Source organism: Streptomyces sp. NPDC020192 (assembly GCF_044388685.1).
Taxonomy (GTDB): domain Bacteria; phylum Actinomycetota; class Actinomycetes; order Streptomycetales; family Streptomycetaceae; genus Streptomyces.
Window position 1 is genome coordinate 67233 of the sequence record NZ_JBIRXG010000019.1, and the last position, 20823, is coordinate 88055.

The 20823-nt window shown below is 74.3% G+C and carries 11 protein-coding genes; 9 read left to right on the forward strand and 2 right to left on the reverse strand.

What is annotated here, in order from left to right:
- Positions 1-86: 86 nt before the first annotated feature.
- Positions 87-1148, reverse strand: a complete 1062-nt coding sequence (locus tag ACH47Z_RS31470; RefSeq protein WP_399079713.1) for a hypothetical protein — start codon at positions 1146-1148, stop codon at positions 87-89.
- Positions 1149-1298: 150 nt separating this feature from the next.
- On the opposite strand from ACH47Z_RS31470, the gene ACH47Z_RS31475 reads away from it, so the two are divergent.
- On the forward strand, positions 1299-1751 hold the full coding sequence (locus tag ACH47Z_RS31475) for a DUF4442 domain-containing protein (RefSeq protein WP_399079715.1): 453 nt from the start codon (positions 1299-1301) through the stop codon (positions 1749-1751).
- Between the two features lie 55 nt (positions 1752-1806).
- Here the strand turns inward: ACH47Z_RS31475 and galU are convergent, their stop codons facing one another.
- Entirely contained in the window at positions 1807-2769 is a 963-nt protein-coding gene (gene galU, locus ACH47Z_RS31480; RefSeq protein WP_399079954.1) for a UTP--glucose-1-phosphate uridylyltransferase GalU, read from the reverse strand.
- A gap of 229 nt (positions 2770-2998) precedes the next feature.
- Between galU and ACH47Z_RS31485 the strand changes: the two genes are divergently transcribed.
- The 8 genes from ACH47Z_RS31485 (at position 2999) to ACH47Z_RS31520 (ending at position 20819) form a co-directional block, all read left to right on the forward strand.
- On the forward strand, positions 2999-3961 hold the full coding sequence (locus ACH47Z_RS31485; protein ID WP_399079717.1) for a hypothetical protein: 963 nt from the start codon (positions 2999-3001) through the stop codon (positions 3959-3961).
- Entirely contained in the window at positions 3940-4914 is a 975-nt protein-coding gene (locus tag ACH47Z_RS31490) for a ricin-type beta-trefoil lectin domain protein (protein WP_399079719.1), read from the forward strand. The genes ACH47Z_RS31485 and ACH47Z_RS31490 overlap by 22 nt, the downstream gene beginning before the upstream one ends.
- A gap of 370 nt (positions 4915-5284) precedes the next feature.
- On the forward strand, positions 5285-12883 hold the full coding sequence (locus tag ACH47Z_RS31495; protein WP_399079721.1) for an SDR family NAD(P)-dependent oxidoreductase: 7599 nt from the start codon (positions 5285-5287) through the stop codon (positions 12881-12883).
- Between the two features lies 1 nt (position 12884).
- Positions 12885-17414 carry a beta-ketoacyl synthase N-terminal-like domain-containing protein gene (locus tag ACH47Z_RS31500; RefSeq protein ID WP_399079723.1) on the forward strand — a complete coding sequence of 1510 codons (4530 nt, stop codon included), beginning with the start codon at positions 12885-12887 and terminating at the stop codon, positions 17412-17414.
- Positions 17411-17740 carry an acyl carrier protein gene (locus ACH47Z_RS31505; RefSeq protein ID WP_399079725.1) on the forward strand — a complete coding sequence of 110 codons (330 nt, stop codon included), beginning with the start codon at positions 17411-17413 and terminating at the stop codon, positions 17738-17740. Before ACH47Z_RS31500 ends, ACH47Z_RS31505 begins: the two co-directional genes overlap by 4 nt.
- A 3-nt stretch (positions 17741-17743) precedes the next feature.
- A complete protein-coding gene (locus ACH47Z_RS31510) occupies positions 17744-18541 on the forward strand; it encodes an alpha/beta fold hydrolase (RefSeq protein WP_399079727.1) in 798 nt (265 codons plus the stop codon).
- A complete protein-coding gene (locus tag ACH47Z_RS31515) occupies positions 18538-19746 on the forward strand; it encodes a glycosyltransferase (RefSeq protein WP_399079729.1) in 1209 nt (402 codons plus the stop codon). The genes ACH47Z_RS31510 and ACH47Z_RS31515 overlap by 4 nt, the downstream gene beginning before the upstream one ends.
- The gene (locus ACH47Z_RS31520; RefSeq protein WP_399079731.1) at positions 19743-20819 is read left to right on the forward strand and encodes a class I SAM-dependent methyltransferase; all 1077 of its coding nucleotides are present in this window, start codon (positions 19743-19745) and stop codon (positions 20817-20819) included. Before ACH47Z_RS31515 ends, ACH47Z_RS31520 begins: the two co-directional genes overlap by 4 nt.
- Positions 20820-20823 lie beyond the last annotated feature (4 nt).

Here is a 20823-nt window from a genome sequence, read left to right on the forward strand (position 1 = left end):
ACGCGGCGGTGTCGGCGGGTGCGATCTTCAGGTTCACCGAGTACGTCGAGCCCTTCAGGCCGACCTGTGGTCCTGCCCGAGGTCGGTCATGACCCTTGCGGGTCCCCGTGGAGACGGATCGTGCTCATGATCTTCATGACGGTCGTGTCCGGCACTTCGTTGCTGACGCCCGTGGCGCCGTAGAAGTTGAAGGACACGTAGTCGTCCTGTGAGTTCTTGAAGCCGAACGTGACGGCCTTTCCGTCACTGGCGCACTTCGACTTGCCCTTCTGCGGGCTGTTGTGCGACCGGGCCCAGGCGTAGCTGCCGACGATGCCCGAGGCCGTCTTGAACTGCTTGGCCGTCTTGTCGTAGGTGATGCTCTTCTTGTCCGGCTGGGTGTAGCCGCCGTAGACCCACCAGGCCGGCGTGTTGATCGCGACCTGGTCCGCGCTCTTGGCTCCGTTGGCGCCCTTGGTGCCCACGGCGGCCAGCGCGGTGTTGTCGAGGCGGCCGTCCTTGTTGTCGTCCGACGTGCACCACTTGGGCTGGTCCTCGGCGGTGCCCGACATGATGACGAGCGGTTTGGTGCCGTCGCCCTTGTTGTCCGTGAACCCGATCTCCAGGCCGGGGGACTGCACCGTCCAGTCCGACGGCACGTCGTAGGCGATGCCCCACTTGGGGTTCACCACGACCTTCCAGCCGGCGATGGTCGGCTTGTCCGTGCTGGTGCCGCGCGGGTCGTCGGTCACGGACGGGGAGGGCGACGACGGTGCCGACGGCGACTGGCTGGTCTGCCCGCCGCCCTTGCCCGCCGTGTCGTCCTTCTTGCCGTCCTTGCCGAGGACCAGATATCCGGTCACGCCGGCGGCGACCACGACGGCCGCCGCCGCGACGATCGCGATCAGTTTCGTCCGGCCGCCACCGCCCTGCGGCGGCTGCGGCACGGGCACGGTGGGCGGCTGCGGCTGCCCCCACTGCGGCTGCTGACCGTACGGCCCGGCCTGCGGCTGCTGGCCGTACTGGCCTGCCTGCCCGGCCTGCCCTGCCTGCGGATACTGCTGGTACCCGGGCTGCTGGTACGGGTTCGGCTGCTGGTAACCCGGCTGCTGGTACGGGTTCTGCTGCGGGTTCTGCGCGCCCCCTGGCGGCTGCTGATCTGGCCACATGGCCAGTAACCCTAGTGCTGTCAGGGACACGATTCGGTCACCGGCCCTCGTCAGGGTCGTAGCGAAGTGGGCCGCCGGTGCTCCCTCCGGTCCGGCCAGTCACGAATCCGTGCTGGTCAGTTTCTGCTACCCGTGAGTAACATGACGGTCATGAGCGCAGACCAGATGTCGATCGGCGAGATGCTCGCCGCCACCGTGCCCATGGCCCGGACGCTGAACCTGGAGTTCCTGGAGACCACCCGGGACCGGGCCGTGGTGTCCCTGCCGGACCAGGGCGAGTACCACAACCACGTGGGCGGGCCGCACGCCGGCGCGATGTTCACGCTCGGGGAGTCGGCCAGCGGGGCCATCGTGCTGGCCGCCTTCGGGGACCAGCTCTCGCGCGCGGTGCCACTCGCCGTCCGCGCCGAGATCGGCTACAGGAAGCTGGCGATGGGCGCCGTCACCGCGACCGCGACCCTGGGCCGCCCGGCCGCCGAGGTCGTCGCCGAACTCGACGCCGGACAGCGCCCTGAGTTCCCCGTGACGATCGAGATCCGGCGCGCGGACGGCGCGGTGACGGGTGAGATGACCGTCGTCTGGACGCTGCGTCCCAACAGCTAGGACGGCATGGGGAGAGGGGCCCGTCAGCGACCCCTCGTGTCGTGGCCGGGCCGGCTCAGGCGGCCCGGCGCTCCTCGCCGTCATCGGCCGCGCCGTCCTCCAGGCCGGCCGCGAACTCCTTGAGCCAGCGCCGGAATTCGGGGCCCAGATCGGGTCGGTCGCAGGTCAGCCGGACCACCGTGCGCAGATAGTCGGCCTTGTCGCCGGTGTCGTAGCGCAGACCGCCGAAGACGACCCCGTGCACCGTGCCGCCTGCCGCGAGGTCCTGGAGGGCGTCGGTCAGCTGGATCTCGCCGCCACGGCCCGGCGGGGTGCGCTCCAGGACGTCGAACACGGCCGGGTCCAGGACGTAGCGGCCGATGACCGCGTACCGGCTCGGCGCGGTGCCGGGCGCCGGCTTCTCCACCAGCCTGGTCACCCGTACGACACCGTCCTCGCCCGTCGGGTCCACCGCCGCGCAGCCGTAGAGGTGGACCTGCTCCGGGTCGACCTCCATCAGCGCGACCACACTGCCCTCGTACCGCTCCCGTACCTCCAGCATGCGGCTGAGCAGGGTCTCGCGCGGGTCGATGAGGTCGTCGCCGAGCAGGACGGCGAAGGGCTGGTTCCCCACGTGGTGGCGGGCGCACAGCACGGCGTGGCCGAGGCCGAGCGGGTCGCCCTGGCGGATGTGGTGGATGTCGGCGAGCCGCGCGGGATCGCGTACGGCGTCCAGGCGCACGGTGTCGCCCTTCGCGGCCAGCGCCTGCTCCAGCTCGAAGGCATGGTCGAAGTGGTCCTCGATGGCGCGCTTGTGACGGCCTGTCACCATCAGGACGTCGTCGAGGCCGGCCGCCGCGGCCTCCTCGACGACGTACTGGATGGCCGGCTTGTCGACGACCGGCAGCATCTCCTTCGGGGTGGCCTTGGTCGCGGGCAGGAACCGGGTGCCGAGTCCGGCGGCCGGTACGACGGCCTTGCGGACCGTACGGGGCGAGGCGGGGGCCGCTGTGGGGGTGGGGGCGATCATGCGGCCCATGCTGGGGCACACGGATGAGAGTGCGCCCGGAGAAACATGGGAACCGGCTGTGGATGTGATACCGGCGGTAACTCCTGTGTATTTCGCTGAATATGAAGTCTGGTCAATCCAGCTTCTTGTTTCCTGTGAGGCGCGTGTGCGAAGGTGAGGATCCCCGCGGGAACTATCACTGCTTTCCGACAGAACGGCATTTCACGTGCGGTTCTGCGGCTGGAAAGGAAATGGTTCCGTGCAGTCCCCTTACCCCCCACGCCCACCGTATCCGCCCCTGCCCGCTCCGAGCGGCGAGTCCGACCGCGATCTCGTCGCCCGGCTGGCCGGCGCCGACGATGCCCGCCATCACGCCGTCGCCCTGCTGCTCGCCCGGCACTGGCGGGCCGCGCGCGACTACGCCATCGTCTGCCTGGCCTCCGCCGGACCCGCGGCCCCGCTCGTGGCCACCGCCGCCTTCCACCAGGTCCTCGGGCGGATGGCGGGCGGAGCCGTCGGCGGCGCGCTGCGCCCGCACCTGCTCGTCGCCGTCCGCGACACCGTCCGCGCCTGGGCGGCGGACGACGGAACCTGCGCCGCTCTGCCGGAATTGCGCCGCCCCACCGGTGGTCGCGGACTGCGCGCCACAAAGCCCGGAACGCCGGAAAGGCGACAGCTCGCCGAACGTGCATTCCGGGCCCTTCCCGGCGCCTCGCAATGCCTTCTGTGGCACACCGAGGTGGAAGTGGAGCCGATAAACATACCCGCTGGTCTGCTGGGCATCGCCCCGGCCACCGCGACAGCCGCCCTGGAGCAGGTACGGGAACAATTCCGCGCGGGTTGCGTACGCGCCCACAGAGAACTCGCGCCGACGAAGGAATGCCGCTTCTACAACCGGCTCCTCGACATCCCCATGCGCCGCGGCGGTGCCCTGCTGCCGGATGTGCGGCAGCATCTGACGGTCTGCCCGTACTGCCGTCATGCCGCCGACACCATCGGCCGGTTCGAGGGCGGACTGGACCTCCTGCTCGCCGAGACCGTGCTCGGCTGGGGCGCCCGCCGCTATCTCGACTCGCGCCCCGGGCGCGGCGCCGCCGAGGAGTTGCCGCACACGCCGGCGCCGGAGGCGGTACGGCCGGGGGCGGGCGGCCGGCATCGCACCGGGTCGGGGTCCGGGTCCGGGGCCGCCGCCGTACGGCCGTGCTCGCCGGCGTCGCACTGACCTCGCTCGCGCTGCTCGCCACCGTCCTCGTGGTCAGAAGCTGGTCCGATGACAACAGTGTCCCCATGCCCGGCGCCACCTGGGGCGCGCCCGTCGGCCACACCGCCCGCCCGAGCGGCACCCGGACCTCGCCGTCCGCCGCTTCGGTCGGCTCGGGCGGCTCGGTCGGCGATCCCGGCGACCCGCTCGAGGTCGCCCACGGCAGCCTGCGTGAACTCGCCTCCGGGCGCTGCCTGGACGTGCGCGGGGGCCGGGTCGAGGCGGGCGCCGGGATGCGGCTCGCGCCGTGCTCGTCCGGCGTCTCGCAGCAGTGGTCGTACCAGGACGACGGACTGCTGCGCAGCGCCGCCGATCCGTCCCTGTGCCTGGCCGCCGACCCCGGGACGAAGAGCGTCGTACTGGCCGGATGCCTCGTGCATGAGGGAGAGGTGGCGTACGACATCACCGTGCGCGGCGAGATCCTGCTCCGTTGGCACGAGGGGCTCGCGCTTGCTGCGGCTGCGGGCGCGGGTGGAGTGGCGGACGGGGTGGGACTGGCGCAGAGGGACGGGGCAGCGGGGGAGCGGTGGGTGCTGGAGCCGGGTGGGGGTGCGGGTGCGTCGGGGCGGGGCGATGGGGCGCCGGACGCGGCCGGCTCGCCGGGGGCGCCCGATGGGCCGGGAGTCGGGCAGCCGGGGCGGGCGAAGGGGGAGGACGGCGAGGGCGGCGGACCGGGCCTGCCTGAGATGCCTGACACGCAGGGGCAGTTGGGGCCGTCGGGGCCGCCGGAGCCGTCGGTGCGGTCGGGGGACGCGAACGAGCCCCGGATCGCTCAGGTGCGCGCCGACCATGACCAGGGCGGTACGGGGTCGGGGTCACCCGGCGGCGCGCTGCCCGCCGTGGGCGACGTCCTTCCGCAGGTCACGGGCGGGATCACGGCCGCGCACACGGCCGTGGGGACGCTCCTCGGCTGATGTGCCGGGCCGCTGAGCATGTTCGAGCCACGGGCATGACGTCATGCGGAATTTACAGACTTCGTGTGGCTGTCCCGGCGCGTTGCGGGCGGGTAAGTGCGCGGTGAAGCGGTGGACGCTTTGCCGGGGTTGAGGTGGTGTGGCGCGTGGGCCGGAGCGGTCCCGCGCCCGCGCCCGTGACGGAATTCGCCATGTTTTTCGGTCCTTGCACGGAATTCGATCACCTGGCCGAATCGGCGTCACCGGCTGCGAAAAGGGCGCGACGTTATTGACCCGTGAGTAACACCTCGCTAGGTTCCGGTGCCCTCGCACCAGAGAGTTCCGCCGCACACCCCCCACCGTGCTGTCTCGCCGATCGTGCCGGAGCATCATGACCTCCCCTGTGCGCGCCCATGACCTGATCCTGTGCCTCACGCCCTTCGGTGAGCCCGACGCCGGGCTGGCCGCTGCCGCCAGTGCCGCCGGCGGGCTCGGCATCCTCGACCTCGGCACCGGTGACCGAAGATGCCGCGAGGAACTGTCCCGTCTCGGACGGGCCGCGCCGGGCCCCTTCGGCATACGGGTGACCGGACGCTGCACCCTGACCCCGGCCGACGTCGGCGACGCCCCCGACACGGTTGTCCTCACCCCGGACGCGCGGTGGAGGGCAGCCGAACTCCCGCCGTCCTGCAGGGTGTTGGCGGAGGTCGTGGATCTCGGGCAGGCCCGCGCTGCCATCCGCGCGGGTGCGCTCGGGCTGGTCGCCCGGGGCGCCGAGAGCGGTGGCCGGGTCGGTGAGCTGAGCACCTTCGTCCTGCTGCAACAGCTGCTGTCCGACGAGGAGTTGAACGGGGTTCCGGTGTGGGCGTGCGGCGGCATCGGACCGCGTACGGCGGCGGCCGCTGTGGCCGGCGGTGCGGTCGGCGTCGTCCTCGACAGCCAACTGGCCCTGCTGGCCGAGTCGGGACTGCCCGAGGCGGTCCGGGCGGCGCTGCGCTCCCTGGACGGCTCGGAGACCGTGCTGCTCGGCGGTCACCGCGTACTGCGCCGCCGCGGCCCCGACGCCCCGCAGCCACCGGCCGACGACCCGGAGGCGGTCGCGGCCCTGCTGTCCACCACCGACCCGCGCGCCCGACTCCTCCCGGTGGGCCAGGACGGCTTCCTCGCCGCCCGGTTCGCCGAACGGTGGGGGGATGTACGACGGGTGGTGCGGGGGGTGTCGGCGGCGATCCAGGGGGTGGCCGGTGGTGGTTCCGTGCGGGGCGACGGGGCAGCCGATGCCGATCCGGTGCGGATCCACGGCGTGGCGGGTGTCAGGCCTGTGGCGGCCCTTGGTGCGGCAGGTACTGGATCGGCGGCGCACCTTGGAACGGCGGATGCCCGAGCGGTGGCGACCCGCGGTACGACGGACGCCCGGCCGGCCGCGAGTGACGGCGTCGCGGATCCCGGATCCGCGGCGTCCCACGCCGTGTCGGAAGGCGGCCCGGCAAGGAGCGACGGCGTGGCGGATGCCGAGCCGGCGGTGGTCCGTGGCCCGGCAGTTGCCGGTTCCGGGGCGATGCACGGCGTGGCCGATGCCGAACGAGCCGCGATCCATGGCGAGCCGGATGCGCGTCCGGCAGGGACGCACGAGGCGGCGGATGCCGCAACAGTGCCGATCCGTGCCGTAGGGGATGCGGGTCCGGCGGGGAACGACGGTGCGGCGGACGCCGGGCCTGTGGCGTCTCGCGCAGTGTCGGATGCTGGTCCGGTGGAGACCGGCGATGCGGCACGCACCGGGCGGGCGGCTTCCGGCGTCATGACGGGTGCCGGTTCGGCGGTGCCCGGTGCTGTGGCGGATGCCCGTCCGACGGCCACCCATGCCCTGTCGGCTGCCGGTCCGACGGCCCCCCAGGCCGGGGCGGTTGCCGGTCCGGTGGGCAGCGGCGGCGTGGCTCACAGCGCACCGGACGTGAACCCCACCGTGGCCGATCCCGCCCCGGCCGCCGTTCTCCGCCCCGGCTCGGCCATGAGCCTGGCGCTCGGGACGCGGCTCCCTGTGGCGCAGGGGCCCATGACCCGGGTCAGTGATCAGGCCGGTTTCGCCGCCGCTGTCGCCGAGGGCGGGGCGCTGCCGTTTCTGGCGCTGGCCCTGGCCGACGGGGAGCGGACCCGGGCGATGCTGACCGAGGCGCGGGCCGTGCTGGACGGGCGGCCCTGGGGTGTGGGCGTGCTCGGCTTCGCGCCGGAGGAGATCAGGAACGCCCAGCTGGACGCCGTACGGGAGCTGCGGCCCACGCACGCGGTCATCGCGGGAGGCCGGCCCGCCCAGGCCGAGGCGCTGGAGCGGGCCGGGATCCGGACCTTCCTGCATGTGCCCTCGCCGGGGCTGCTGCGGCAGTTCCTCGATGCCGGGACACGCCGGTTCGTGTTCGAGGGGTCCGAGTGCGGCGGGCATGTGGGACCCCGGGCCTCCTTCCCGCTCTGGGAGGCCCAACTGGCCGTGATGGACGCCTATTTGGAGGATGCCGACCCCGCGACGGCGCGGCAGCTGGAGGTCTTCTTCGCGGGCGGTGTCCACGACGAGCGGTCGGCCGCGATGGTCGCCGCGCTCGCCGCGCCGCTCACCGCCCGGGGTGCCGCCGTCGGTGTCCTCATGGGCACCGCCTACCTCTTCACCGAGGAAGCCGTCGCGCACGGCGCCATCCGGCCCCTCTTCCAGCGGCAGGTCCTCTCCGCCACCGGGACCGCCCTGCTGGAGACCGCGCCCGGACATGCCACCCGCTGTGTGCCGAGCCCCTTCACCGGCGGCTACCGGGACCGGGAGGCCGCGCTTCGAGCGCAGGGGCTGACCGGTCGCGAGGTGTGGGAGGGGCTGGAGCGGCTCAACGTCGGCCGGTTGCGCATTGCCAGCAAGGGCGTCGAGCGGGACGGCGACGGTGAGTTGGCAATGGTCGGTGAGGAACGGCAGCTCAGCGAGGGGATGTTCATGGCGGGCGAGGTCGCCGTCCTGCGCTCGGCGACCACCACCGTGGCCGAGCTGCACCGTGCGGTCACCGACGGCGCCGCCGACTTCCTCACCCGGCGCGCCGCGCGCCCGGACCCGGTGCCCACGGCCGAACCGCCGGCGGCTCCCGCACCACTCGACATCGCGATCGTCGGCATGGCCTGCATGTTCCCGCAGGCCCCCGACCTCGCCTCCTTCTGGGCCAACATCGTCACGGGACGCGACGCCGTCACCGAGGTGCCGCCCGAGCGCTGGGACCCGGCCGTGCACCACACCGCCGGCAGCACCGCGTCCAAGTGGGGCGGCTTCCTGCCCCGCATCCCCTTCGACCCGCTGCGCTACGGCATCCCGCCCGCCTCCCTCGGCAGCATCGAACCCGTCCAGCTGCTGTCCCTGGAGGCGGCCTGGCGGGCCCTGGAGGACGCCGGATACGGCGAGCGGGGGCGGGAGTTCGACCGCGCGCGGACCTCCGTCGTCTTCGGCGCCGAGGCGGGCAGCGACCTGTCCAACGCGGTCACCCTGCGCGCCGTACTCCCCGCCTACTACGGAAAGGTCCCGGACGGGATCGAGGCGCAGCTGCCCCGGCTGACCGAGGACTCCTTCCCCGGCATGCTGGCCAACGTCATCTCCGGCCGGATCGCCAACCGGCTGGACCTCGGCGGCGCCAACTTCACCGTCGACGCCGCCTGCGCCTCCTCCCTCGCCGCCCTCGACGTGGCCTGCAAGGAACTCGTCTCCGGCACCAGCGACATGGTGCTGTGCGGCGGCGCCGACCTGCACAACGGCATCAACGACTACGTCCTGTTCTCCTCCGTCCACGCGCTCTCCCCGACCGGCCGCTCCCGCGCCTTCGACGCCTCCGCCGACGGCATCGCGCTCGGCGAGGGCGTGGCCTGCCTGGTCCTCAAACGGCTCGCGGACGCCGAACGCGCCGGCGACCGGATCTACGGCGTGGTCAAGGGCCTCGGCTCCGCCAGCGACGGCCGCTCCCTGGGCCTGACCGCACCCCGCCCCGAAGGCCAGCGGGCGGCACTGGAGCGGGCGTACCGCAACGCCGGTGTCTCACCGGCGGACGTCGGTCTCGTCGAGGCCCACGGCACGGGCACGGTCGTGGGTGACCGCACCGAACTCGCCGTGCTCAGCGAGGTGTTCACCGAAGCCGGTGCCACCCACGGCAGTTGTGCGCTCGGCTCGGTCAAGTCGCAGATCGGGCACACCAAGTGCGCCGCCGGACTCGCCGGACTGATCAAGACCACCCTCGCCCTCTACACCGGGGTCACCCCGCCCACCCTGCACCTGGAACGGCCCAACCCGGCCTGGGCGGAGGACGACAGCCCCTTCGCGTTCCACACCCGGGCCCGGCCCTGGACGGCACCGGCCGCCGAACGCCTCGCCGGAGTCAGCGCGTTCGGCTTCGGCGGCACCAACTTCCATGCGGTGCTGGCCGCCCACGGCGACGCGGTACCGCCCGCGCAGACCCTGGACGACTGGCCGTGCGAGCTGTTCCTGTTCCGGGGCCGGGACACGGCGGCGGCCCACCGTACGGTGGCGGAGATCCTCCGGGCCGCCGAGGCCGACGGCCGTCCCTGGCGGCTGCGGGACCTCGCCCTCGCCGCGGCCCGCCGCGCCGACACCGCACACGAACCGGTACGGGCCGCCGTCGTGGCCCGCGACCTCGAGGAACTGACCGGGCAGCTACGGCGGGTCCTCGCCGGCGAGCACGACCCGGCCGCCGGAATCCACCGGGGCGCGGACCCCGTGGACGGCCAGGTCGCCTTCCTCTTCCCCGGCCAGGGCAGCCAGCGCACCGGCATGCTCGCCGACCTCCTGGTCACCCTCCCCGCACTGCGCGACTACCTGCACCTCGGCCGCGCTCACGCCGACGCACTGCACCCGCCGGCCGCCTTCGACGACACCGCCCGCGACCGGCACCGGGCCGCTCTCACCGACACCAGGGCCGCACAGCCCGCCCTCGGTATCGCGGGCCTCGCCGCCCACGCCTTCCTCACCGCCGCGGGCGTCCACCCCGACCAGGCCGCCGGCCACAGCTACGGCGAACTGGTCGCCCTCGCCGCCGCCGGCGCCCTCGACCCCGAGACCCTGCTGGAACTGAGCGGCGAACGCGCCGGCGCGATCCTGGCGGCGGTGGCCGGCGACGACCCCGGCACCATGGCCGCCGTCGGCGCCCCCGCCGAGACCGTCACCAGCGCCCTGCGTACGGCCGGGGCGCCGGCGTCGGTCGTCGTCGCCAACCTCAACTCACCTGAACAGACGGTGATTTCGGGACCGACGGAGGACATCGACACGGCCGTACGACTGCTGCGCGCGGCCGGGCTCGGCGCGCGGCGCATCCCCGTGGCCTGCGCCTTCCACAGCCCGCTCGTGGCCACGGCGGGCGAACGCTTCGCCAAGGTCCTCGCCGACAAGACCGTACGGCCGCCCGAGTTCCCCGTCTGGGCCAACCGCACCGCCGCGCCCTACCCCACGCAACCCGACGCGGTGCGTGCCGAACTCGCCGCCCAGATCGGCGCCCCGGTCGCCTTCGCCGCGCAGATCGAGGCCATGTACGAGGCGGGCGCGCGGCTCTTCGTCGAGGCGGGCCCCGGCGCCGTGCTCACCCGGCTCGTACGGCAGACCCTCGGCGACCGCCCGCACCGCACCGTCGTCTGCGAGCCGTCGGCGGACAGCGGTCTGCGCGGCTGGCTCGACGCACTCGCCCAACTCGCCGTCGCCGGGCGGCCGGTGCGCACCGCCTGGCTGCTGCGGGGCCGTGACGCCGTCGACGCCCTGCGCACCCCGGCACCGAAACGGCCCGGCTGGACGGTCGACGGACACCTCGTCCGCACCGCCGACGGAGCACTTCTGCCCGGTGCCCTCGCACCGGCCCGACGAGTCATGGAGACGACCGTGACCACCGACCAGCCGCACGGCACCCCCGCCGACCGGGATGCGCTGATCTCCGAATTCCTGCGCACCAGCCGGGAGATGATCGCCGCCCAGCGCGATGTGCTCCTCACCTACTTCGGGGCCGCGCCGGGGGCCGCACCGGCGGCGCCGGTCGCCCCAGTGGCTGTCCCGGCCCCGCAGGCAGCACCCGAACTCGCCCCCGCTGAACCGCAGTTGACCGAGGCGGTCAACGACGATCCGGTGGACGACGTGGCACGGATCGTGCTGGAGATCATCAGCGAACGCACCGGCTACCCCGTCGACATGATCGAGCCCGACCTCGATCTGGAGGCGGACCTGAGCATCGACTCCATCAAGCGCGCCGAGATCGCGGGCGAACTCGCCAAACGCCTGGGCATCGGCGGCGGCGCCGAGGTCCTGGACGACGCCGAACTGGAGGAACTGGCCAAGGCGCGTACGGCGGCGGCGGTGACCGGGTGGCTGACGGCACGGGTCGGCACGGGCGCCGGGGGCGGCGGCGAGCCCGTCGAGGAGCGGGGGGAGGCGTCGTACACCGGCGGGCGAGCCCCCGAGAACTCGCCGGTCCCCGGCACGCGCACCCCGGAACACCCGGTAGTCCCCGGTGTGCCGCCCCGGCGCTGTGAGCTGCGGCCCGTGCCCCTTCCGGAGCCCGGCCCGGCCGACCTCGACCTGTCCGGGCGGCGCTTCGTCCTCGTCGGCGGTGGTGAGGATGTGGCGGCCGAGGTCGCGGCCCGGCTCGCCGGGCACGGTGCCGATGTGGTGCCCGTCGACCAGGGGCACCTCCTCACCGCGGCCGACGGCCCGGTCGACGGTGTGGTGTACCTGGGCGCGCTGCCCGGGGCCGACCTCCCGGTGCTGCCGGACGCCTTCCCGGTGCTCCGGGCGGCGCTGGCGTGCGGCCCGCGGACACTGCTCGCCGTGCGGGCCGCCGAGCGTGCGCCCGCGTTGCGGGCGGCCGGGCTGGACGGGCTGTTCCGCAGCGCCGGCCGCGAGTACCCCGGCCTGCTCGCCCGGATCGTCGCCGTGCCGGACACCACCCCGGCGGCGGTCGCCGACGCCCTGCTCGCCGAGCTGCGCGCCCCGGAGCCGGCCGCCCCCGTCGTACTGCGTACGGCGGCCGGGGTCCGCCGGGGATTCGAGCTGGTGCCGGCACCCCTCGGGCTGCTCGGCACCACCGGCGCCGGGCCCGCCGCCGACGGTGCCGCCGAGGCCGCCGCGCTCGGTCTCGACCGGGACTCCGTCGTCCTGCTGGCCGGTGGCGCCCGGGGCATCACCGCGCGGTTCGCGGCCACGCTGGCCCGTGCCTGCCGCTGCCGTGTCGAACTGCTGGGCCGTACCCCCGCGCCCACCGCGCCCGAGGACCCGCGTACCGCGGCCGCCCGCACCCCGGCCGAGCTGCGGGCGGCGCTGGCCGCCGGGCCCGGGGCGCCGAGGCCCGCCGAGATCAACCGGGCCGCCGAACTGATCCTCGCCCAGCGGGAGATCGCCACCACGCTCGCCGAACTCGGCGCGCTCGGCAGCGAGGCCCGCTACCGCTCGGTCGACTTCCGGGAGCGGGACGCCGTCCTGCAGGCGGTCAAGGAGATCCACGCCGAGCACGGCCGGCTCGACGGCGTGGTCTTCGCCGCCGGGGTGATCGAGGACCGGCTGATCGCCGACAAGACCCCCGAGTCCTTCCAGCGGGTCTACGGCACGAAGACGGCCGGGGCCGCCGCGCTGTTCGCCGCCCTGGACGACCTGCCCGACGCGCCCGCGTTCACCGTGCTGTTCGGCAGCATCGCCGCCGTCCTCGGCAACCGCGGCCAGGCCGACTACGCCGCCGCCAACGACGCCCTGGAAGTGCTCGGCGCGGACTGGGCCGAACGCACCGGCCACCGCGCGCTGACCGTGCACTGGGGACCCTGGGCGCCCTCCGGCACGCACACCGGCATGGTCGGGGCGGAACTCGGCCGCGAGTACGCCCGGCGCGGGGTCGAGCTGATCGACCCGGACGAGGGCACCGCCGCCCTGCTCCGGGAACTCGCCTGGGGCGACCCGGCGGTCCGTGCCGTCGTCCACACCGCGTCGGGCTGGTGACATGACGGAACGTCGCATACCCGTCGCCATCGTCGGGATGGCGGTGCTGCTGCCCGGCGCCCCCGGCCTCGACGCCTACTGGCGCAATCTGCGCGACGGCGTCGACGCGATCCGCGAGGTCCCCGCCGATCGCTGGGACGCCGACTACTACCGGCCCGGCACGGCCGCCGGGCCCGCCGTCGCCGACCAGGTGTACTGCCGGCGCGGCGGGTTCGTGGACGGCCTGGCCGAGGTCGAGGTCACGCGCTACGGCATCATGCCCGCCTCCGTGCCCGGCACCGAGCCGGACCAGCTCATCGCCCTCGACGTGGCCGCGGCCGCGCTCGCCGACGCGGGCGGCACGGACCGGCTGCCCGAACGGCACCGGATCGGGGTGGCGCTGGGCCGCGGCGGCTACCTCACGCCCGGCCTCGTCCGGCTCGACCAGCGGGTCCGGACCGCCGGTCAACTCGTCCGCACCCTGGGCGAGTTACTCCCCGACCTCGACGCGGCCCAACTCGACCGGGTCCGGGTCGCGTTCACCGAGCGACTCGGCCCCGACAGCCCGGAGTCCGCGATCGGCCTGGTCCCCAACCTGGCCGCCTCCCGCATCGCGAACCGGCTCGACCTGCGCGGCCCCGCCTACACCGTGGACGCGGCCTGTGCCTCCTCCCTCGTCGCCGTCGACCAGGCCGTCACCGAACTCACCACCGGCCGCTGCGACGTGATGCTCGCCGGGGGAGTGCACCACTGTCACGACATCACCCTCTGGAGCGTCTTCTCCCAACTGCGTGCCCTGTCCCCGACCGAGCGCATCCGCCCCTTCCACCGCGACGCGGACGGCATCCTCATCGGCGAGGGCACCGGCATCGTCGTACTGAAACGGCTCGCCGACGCCGAACGCGACGGCGACCGCGTGTACGCCGTGATCCGGGGCACGGGCGTGGCCAGCGACGGCCGTACGGCGGGACTCGTCACCCCCGACCCGGGCGGACAGGCCCGCGCCGTACGGCAGGCCTGGCAGGCCGCAGGCCTCGACCCGGCCGCCCCGGACTCCCTCGGGCTGCTGGAGGCGCACGGCACCGCCACCCCGGCCGGTGACGCGGCCGAACTCGCCACTCTGGCCGAGGTGTTCGGGCAGCCGCAGCGTGAAGGCGGCCGCCCGGTCCTCGGTTCGGTGAAGTCGATGATCGGGCACACCATGCCGGCCGCCGGAGTCGCGGGCCTGGTGAAGGCCGCCCTCGCGCTCCACCACGGCACCCTCCTGCCCACCCTCCACTGCGAGGATCCCCACCCCGCCCTCGCCGCCACCCGCTTCCGCACCCTGGACCGGGCCCGGCCGTGGGAGACCGACGCCCGGCAGCCGGTCCGCCGGGCCGCCGTGAACGCCTTCGGGTTCGGCGGGATCAACGCCCATGTGGTGCTGGAGGAGGCGCCGGGAGGCCGTTCGGCGCCGACGCGCGTGCCAAGTCCCCGAGCCGCAGCGGCCCTTGAGAGGATCAGCGAGCCCGAGCCGATCCTGCTCCTCGCCGCCGACAGCCCGGGCGGCCTCGCCGCCCTCCTCGACGCCGACGACTCCGCCGTACGCGCCGCCGGCCTCGACCCCGCCCGGCCGCACCCCGGCGCCGGTCCCGTCCGGCTCGGAGTCGTCGCCCCGAACGCCAAGCGGCTCGCCCTGGCCCGCCGCGCGGTCGCCAAGGGCCGGGCCTGGCAGGGGCGCGGCGACGTGTGGTTCCGGCCGGGTCCGCTGCTCGGCGGGGCCGGCGGCGGGCTGGCGTTCGTCTTCCCCGGCCTGGAGGGCGACTTCGCCCCCCGCACCGACGACATCGCCGCCCACTTCGGCCTGCCCCCGCTGCCCGGCACGGACGTCGAGGTCGGCGACGTGGGACGGCACGGCTTCGGCGTCGTCGGCGTGGGCCGCCTGCTGGACCGGGCGCTGCGCCTGATCGGTGTCGTCCCCGACGCGGTCGCCGGGCACAGCGTCGGCGAGTGGACGGCGATGGCGGCGGCCGGACTCTACTCCACTGCTCAAGTGGACGCGTTCATGGCCGAGTTCGACCCGGACACGGTCACCGTCCCCGGCCTCGCCTTCGCCGCCCTCGGCACCTCCGCCGAGCACGTCCGCACCACGCTCGCCGAGGACTGGCCGGACTCCGGGATCGTGCTCTCCCACGACAACGCGCCCCGCCAGTCCATGGTCTGCGGCCCCGGTACGGCCGTCGAGGCGTTCGTACGCGCCCTGCGCGCCCAGGGCGTGATCTGCCAGGTGCTGCCGTTCCGCTCCGGCTTCCACACCCCGATGCTCGAACCGTACCTCGCCCCCATCAAGGAGGCCGCCGACCGCTTCCGGCTCCATCCGCCGACCGTGCCGGTGTGGTCCGGGACGACCGCGGCGCCCTTCCCGGAGGCCGAGGCGGAGGTGCGCGAGCTGTTCGTACGGCATCTGCTGGAACCCGTCCGCTTCCGCGAGCTGACCGAGGCGATGTACGCCGCCGGGCACCGCGTCTTCGTCCAGACCGGCCCCGGCCGCCTCACCTCCCTGATCGACGACACCCTCGGCGACCGCGACCACCTGACCGTCGCCGCCAACGCGCCCCAGCGCGGCGGGATGTCGCAACTGCGCTGTGTGGCAACGGCGTTGTGGGCGGCCGGAGCGTCCGTGGCCCCGGCGATACCGCCCCGCAGCGCGGCCGCTCCCGAGCGACCGCCCGTCCCCCTCGACCTCTCCGGTGCCCTCGTCTCCCTGGACGGCCCCGAACTCGACGCCCTTCGAGCCGGACTACGCCCCGCCGCGCACCCGGCCCCGCCACGCCTGGCCGAACTGGACGCCCTGGCCACCCGCTTCCCGGCCGCCGCCGAACTGACCGCCCTGCTCCGGGACACCGCGGACACGGCGGCCGAGCTGATCACCGCAGGCCGCCGCCGTACCCCGGCCACCGCCGTGCCCACCCTCGTCAGGCCCGCCGCCACGACCACCACCGTCCACGTCTCCCCCCGCACCATGCCCCACCTCCTGGACCACTGCTTCTTTCCGCAGCGCCCCAACTGGCCCGACGTGGAGGACCGTTGGCCGGTGGTGCCCGCCACCACCATCGTGCGGCACATGATGGACGCGGCGGAGGCGGCAGCCCCCGGGCTGCGGGCGGTCGCCGTGCACGGAGCCCGTTTCGACCGCTGGCTCACCGCCACACCGCCCGTCGACGTGCAGGTCACCGTCACCCCGGCCCCCGGCCACCCCGACCGCGTCACCGTGGCCTTCGGCCCCACGGCCCGCGCCGTCGTCGAACTGGCCCCGCACCATCCCGCACCGCCCGCGCCCGGCCCGCTCCCGGACGTGCCCGAACGCCGCCCCGAGCACACCGCCGCCCAGATCTACCGGGAGCGCTGGATGTTCCACGGCCCCGGCTTCCAGGGCCTCACCGACCTCACCGCGATCGGCGAGCGGCACATCCGCGGAAGTATCACCGCGCCCTTTGCCCCCGGCGCCCTGCTCGACAACGTGGGCCAGCTCCTCGGCTACTGGATCATGGCGACCCGGACCGAACGGACCGTCGTGTTCCCTGTGCAGATACGGCAGTTGAGGTTCCACGGCCCGCACCCGGCCCCCGGCACCGAGGTCGCCTGCCTCCTGCGGATCACGGCCCTCACGGACACCCTTCTGGAGGCGGACGCGGAGCTGACGGCCGGCGGCCGGGTGTGGGCCAGGATCACCGGCTGGCAGGACCGCAGGTTCGACAACGACCCCACGACCCGGCCCGTCGAGCGCTTTCCCGAGCGCCACACCCTCGCCACAGCCCGGCCCGGCGGCTGGGCACTGGTCCACGAGCGCTGGCCGGACCTCGCCTCACGCGAGCTGATCATGCGCAACTCGCTGGGCCGTGCCGAGCGCGCCGAGTACGCCGAACGCCCGCCGCGCGGCCGCCGCCAGTGGCTGCTCGGCCGGATCGCGGCCAAGGACGCCGTACGGCAGTGGCTCTGGCAACACGGCGAAGGACCCGTCTTTCCGGCCGAACTCCGGGTACACAACGATGAGTTGGGCCGTCCGCACGTCACCGGGGTGCACGGCCGCGCCCTGCCCCCGCTGGACGTCTCCCTCGCCCACCGGGCCGAGGCGGGCGTGGCGATCGTACGGCCGCACAGCCCGGAGCCCGGCCCCGGCATCGACATCGAAGAGGTCGCCGAGCGGGACCCGGCGACCCTCACCACCGCACTCGGCACGGCCGAACTGCGGTTGCTGCGGGGCCTGTCGGAGGACGGCCCCGATCCGCAGGAGCTGTGGTTCACGCGTTTCTGGGCCGCCAAGGAGGCGGTCGCCAAGGCCGAAGGCGTCGGATTCGGCGGCCGGCCACGCGACTTCGAGGTAGTGGAGGCCGCCCCGGACGGCAGCCGGCTGCTGGTCTCCGGCCGTCTGGAGCGCGCCTACACCGTGCACTGCGCGCCGGTGAGCAACCCACCCGCGCTGCCCGAGCGGCACTACGTGGTGGCCTGGACGACCGGGCCCGGAGCCGACGACGCACACCCCGACGAAGCACTCGAGGAGCACCCCCGATGAATCCCACCCAGCCGGCCCCCATGAACTCTGTGCAGCCCACCGCCGACACCATCCTCACCGACGTCGCCGGCATGCTCCGCACGGTGCTCGCGGAGTACGGCGACGACGACGTGGTGATCGGCATGTCCACCACCTTCAACCGCGATCTGGAGCTGGAGAGCATCGACCTCGTCACCCTGGCGGGGCTGCTGGAGGAGCGGTACGGGCAGCGGGTCAACCTCGCCGAGTTCCTGGCCGGCATGGAGTTCGACGAGATCATCGAGCTGACCGTGGGCCGGCTGGTCGAGTACGTGGTGTGGAGCCTGAAGACCACGCAGGCGGGCTGAGCCGTGGCGATCGTCGACGCCGGCGGGATCCGGCTGCACGTCCAGCGCACGGGGCCCACCGGCCGGTCCCCGCACGCCACGGTCGTCCTGGTGCACGGGCTGCTCACCGACAGCCTGGCCAGCTACTACTTCACCGTCGCCCCCGCCTTCGCCGCGTCCGGACTCGACGTGGTCATGTACGACCTGCGCGGACACGGCCGCAGCGAGCGCCCGCCCCGGGGCTACACCCTCGACCACAACATCGACGACCTGGAGGCCCTCCTCGACCGGCTGGCCGTCACCGGGCCCGTCCACCTGGTCGGCAACTCCTACGGCGGCACCATCGCCTTCGGCTACGCGGCCCGGCACCCGGAGCGCGTCGCCAGCCTGACCCTGGTCGAGTCCGAGCCCGCCACGTCCGCCTGGGCGGCGAAACTCGGCCGCATCCTCGACCGGGTCGTCACCCAGCTCGCCCACAACGAGCCCGACGCGATCGCCTGGATCACCGCGAACCGGGGCCACAACACCGCCCGCCTGGCCAAGAGCGCGGCCCGGCTCGCCCGCGAGACCACCCTCGGCCGGGACATCCCCGCCAGCCGCGTGCTGACCGAGGCCGAGATCAGCGCCGTACGCTGCCCGGTTCTCGGCGTGTACGGCGGTGATTCGGACCTCGCCGACCTGGTGCCGCTGAAGCGGGCGCTGCTGACGGACTTCCGGGCGGTCGTGCTGCCCGGGCACGAGCACTCGGTGCTGGTGGAGGCGCCCGCGGCCGTCGGCGGGCACATCCTGGACCTGATCCACGCGGGGGCGGGGGTCCGGTGAGCGCCTTCCTCTTCGTCGTGCCGCCGCTGACCGGGCACATCAACCCGGCCGTCGGCGTCGCCGCCCGGCTGACCGCGCGCGGGCACCGGGTCGCCTGGGCGTGCGCCGACCCCGCGCTGGTACGGCGGCTCGCGGGCCCGGACGCCGAGGTGCACGGGTGCGCGGGCCCGGTGCCGGGCGCCGACGGTGCCGTACGACCGCCGGAGCTGCGGGGTGCGGAGGCGCTGAAGTTCCTGTGGGAGCGGTATCTGCTCCCGCTCGCCGACGCCATGGCCCCCGGCGTCCGGGCGGCCGTCCAGGAGGTCGGCCCCGACGTGGTCGTCGCCGACCAACAGGCCTTCGCCGGCGCCCTGGTGGCCGAGCGGTTCGGGCTGCCTTGGGCCACCTCCGCCACCACCTCGGCCGAGTTCAGCGGCGCGTACGACGGTCTGCCGAAGGTCGCCGAATGGCTGCGCCGGAGCCTGGCCGAACTGCGGACCCGGATCGGCGACCCGGCCGGCACCGCCGACCCGCGCTTCTCCCCGCACCTCCTGCTCATCTTCAGCACCCCCGAACTCATCGGACCCCAGGCGCCGTTGGCCCCGCACATCCACTACGTCGGCCCCTCCCTCGCCGGCCGCCCGGCCGGGCCCGGCTTCCCCTGGGAGCGGCTCGACCAGGGCCGGGCGAAGGTCCTGGTGACCCTCGGCACGGCGAACGCCGACGCGGGCGGACGCTTCCTCACCGAGTGCCTCACCGCGCTGCGCGCACGCGCCGACCGGGTGCAGGCGGTGATGACCGACCCCGGCGGCGTCCTCCCGGTGCCGCCCGGCGACAAGGACGTCCTGGTTTTCCCGTCCGTGCCTCAACTCCCGTTGCTGGAGCGGATGGACGCCGTCGTCTGCCACGCGGGGCACAACACCGTGTGCGAGGCCCTGTGGCACGGTGTCCCGCTCGTCGTCGCCCCCATCCGCGACGATCAGCCGGTGGTGGCCGGCCAGGTCGTGGACGCGGGCGCCGGCGTCCGCGTCCGCTTCGGCCGGGTCACCGCGGACCGGCTGGGCGCGGCCCTCGACACCACCCTCACCGACCCCGCCCTCAGGGCCGCCGCCGCCCGGATCCGCACCGCGTTCCGCGCGGCGGGCGGCACCCGGGCAGCGGTGGCTCATCTCGAACACCTCGCGGACCACACAGACTTCGCAGACTCCGAAGCGGAGAGCCGATGACCGACCACGACGACAAGACCGACAAGAAGGCGCGCATCGCCGCCCTCCGGACCGCCTACCAGGACGACCTGGCCGCCGGCACGGACCGCTTCTTCGCCGCCCGCCGCACCGACTGCCCCTGGTGCGGCGCGGACCGCCTCGCCACCCGCCTGCGTACCACCGACCTGCTCCAGCACAAGCCGGGCCGCTTCACCCTCGACCGCTGCGCCGACTGCGGCCACACCTTCCAGAACCCCCAACTGACCCAGGAGGGGCTGGAGTTCTACTACCGGGACTTCTACGACGGCCTCGGCGGACAGCGCATGAGCGGCACCTTCGGCGGCCGTACCGCCATGTACGAGGGCCGCGCCGAGGCGCTGCTGCCGCACGACCCCACCCCGAAGACCTGGTTGGACGTCGGCACCGGCCACGGACACTTCTGCGCGGCCGCCCGTACCGTCCTGCCCGGCACCTCCTTCGACGGGCTCGACTTCACCGACGGCGTCGAACTCGCCGCCCGCGAGGGCCGCGTGGACCACGCCTATCGCGGCGCCTTCCCCGCCCTCGCCCCCGAACTCGCCGCCCGCTACGACGTGGTGAGCATGTTCCACTACCTGGAGCACAGCACCGACCCCGACCGTGAACTCCGCGCCGCCCACGAAGCCGTACGCCCCGGCGGCCACCTCCTCATCGAGGTGCCGGACCCGGAGAGCCGCTACGCCCGGCTGCTCGGCCGCTGGTGGCTGCCCTGGCTCCAGCCGCAGCACCTGCACTTCATGCCCGTCGCCAACCTCCGGCGGCGGCTGACCGAGCTGGGCTTCACGGTGGTCGCGGAGCAGCACGCCGAAGCCCACGATCCGGTCGACCTGCTCGCCGCCGTCTGGCTGGCCCTCGACCACACCGCCCCGCGCGAGGACGCACCCTGGCTCCCCGAACCGCCCGGCGCCCTGAGCCGCGCCGCCCGCACCACGCTCCTCTTGGCGGGCGTGCCCGCACTCATCACGGCAACGCTCCTCGACCGTTTCGCCGTACGGCCCCTGTCCCGGCGCCTGGGCCTGTCCAACGCCTACCGCCTGGTGGCGCACCGCGACTGACCGC

What these genes read in the sequence shown, in the direction of transcription:
- ACH47Z_RS31495 (WP_399079721.1), top strand. Translation starts at nt 5,285, where the DNA reads ATGACCTCCCCTGTGCGCGCCCATGACCTGATCCTGTGCCTCACGCCC.
- ACH47Z_RS31520 (WP_399079731.1), top strand. Translation starts at nt 19,743, where the DNA reads ATGACCGACCACGACGACAAGACCGACAAGAAGGCGCGCATCGCCGCC.
- galU (WP_399079954.1), bottom strand. Translation starts at nt 2,769, where the DNA reads ATGGGCCGCATGATCGCCCCCACCCCCACAGCGGCCCCCGCCTCGCCC.
- ACH47Z_RS31475 (WP_399079715.1), top strand. Translation starts at nt 1,299, where the DNA reads ATGAGCGCAGACCAGATGTCGATCGGCGAGATGCTCGCCGCCACCGTG.
- ACH47Z_RS31505 (WP_399079725.1), top strand. Translation starts at nt 17,411, where the DNA reads ATGAATCCCACCCAGCCGGCCCCCATGAACTCTGTGCAGCCCACCGCC.
- ACH47Z_RS31500 (WP_399079723.1), top strand. Translation starts at nt 12,885, where the DNA reads ATGACGGAACGTCGCATACCCGTCGCCATCGTCGGGATGGCGGTGCTG.
- ACH47Z_RS31470 (WP_399079713.1), bottom strand. Translation starts at nt 1,148, where the DNA reads ATGTGGCCAGATCAGCAGCCGCCAGGGGGCGCGCAGAACCCGCAGCAG.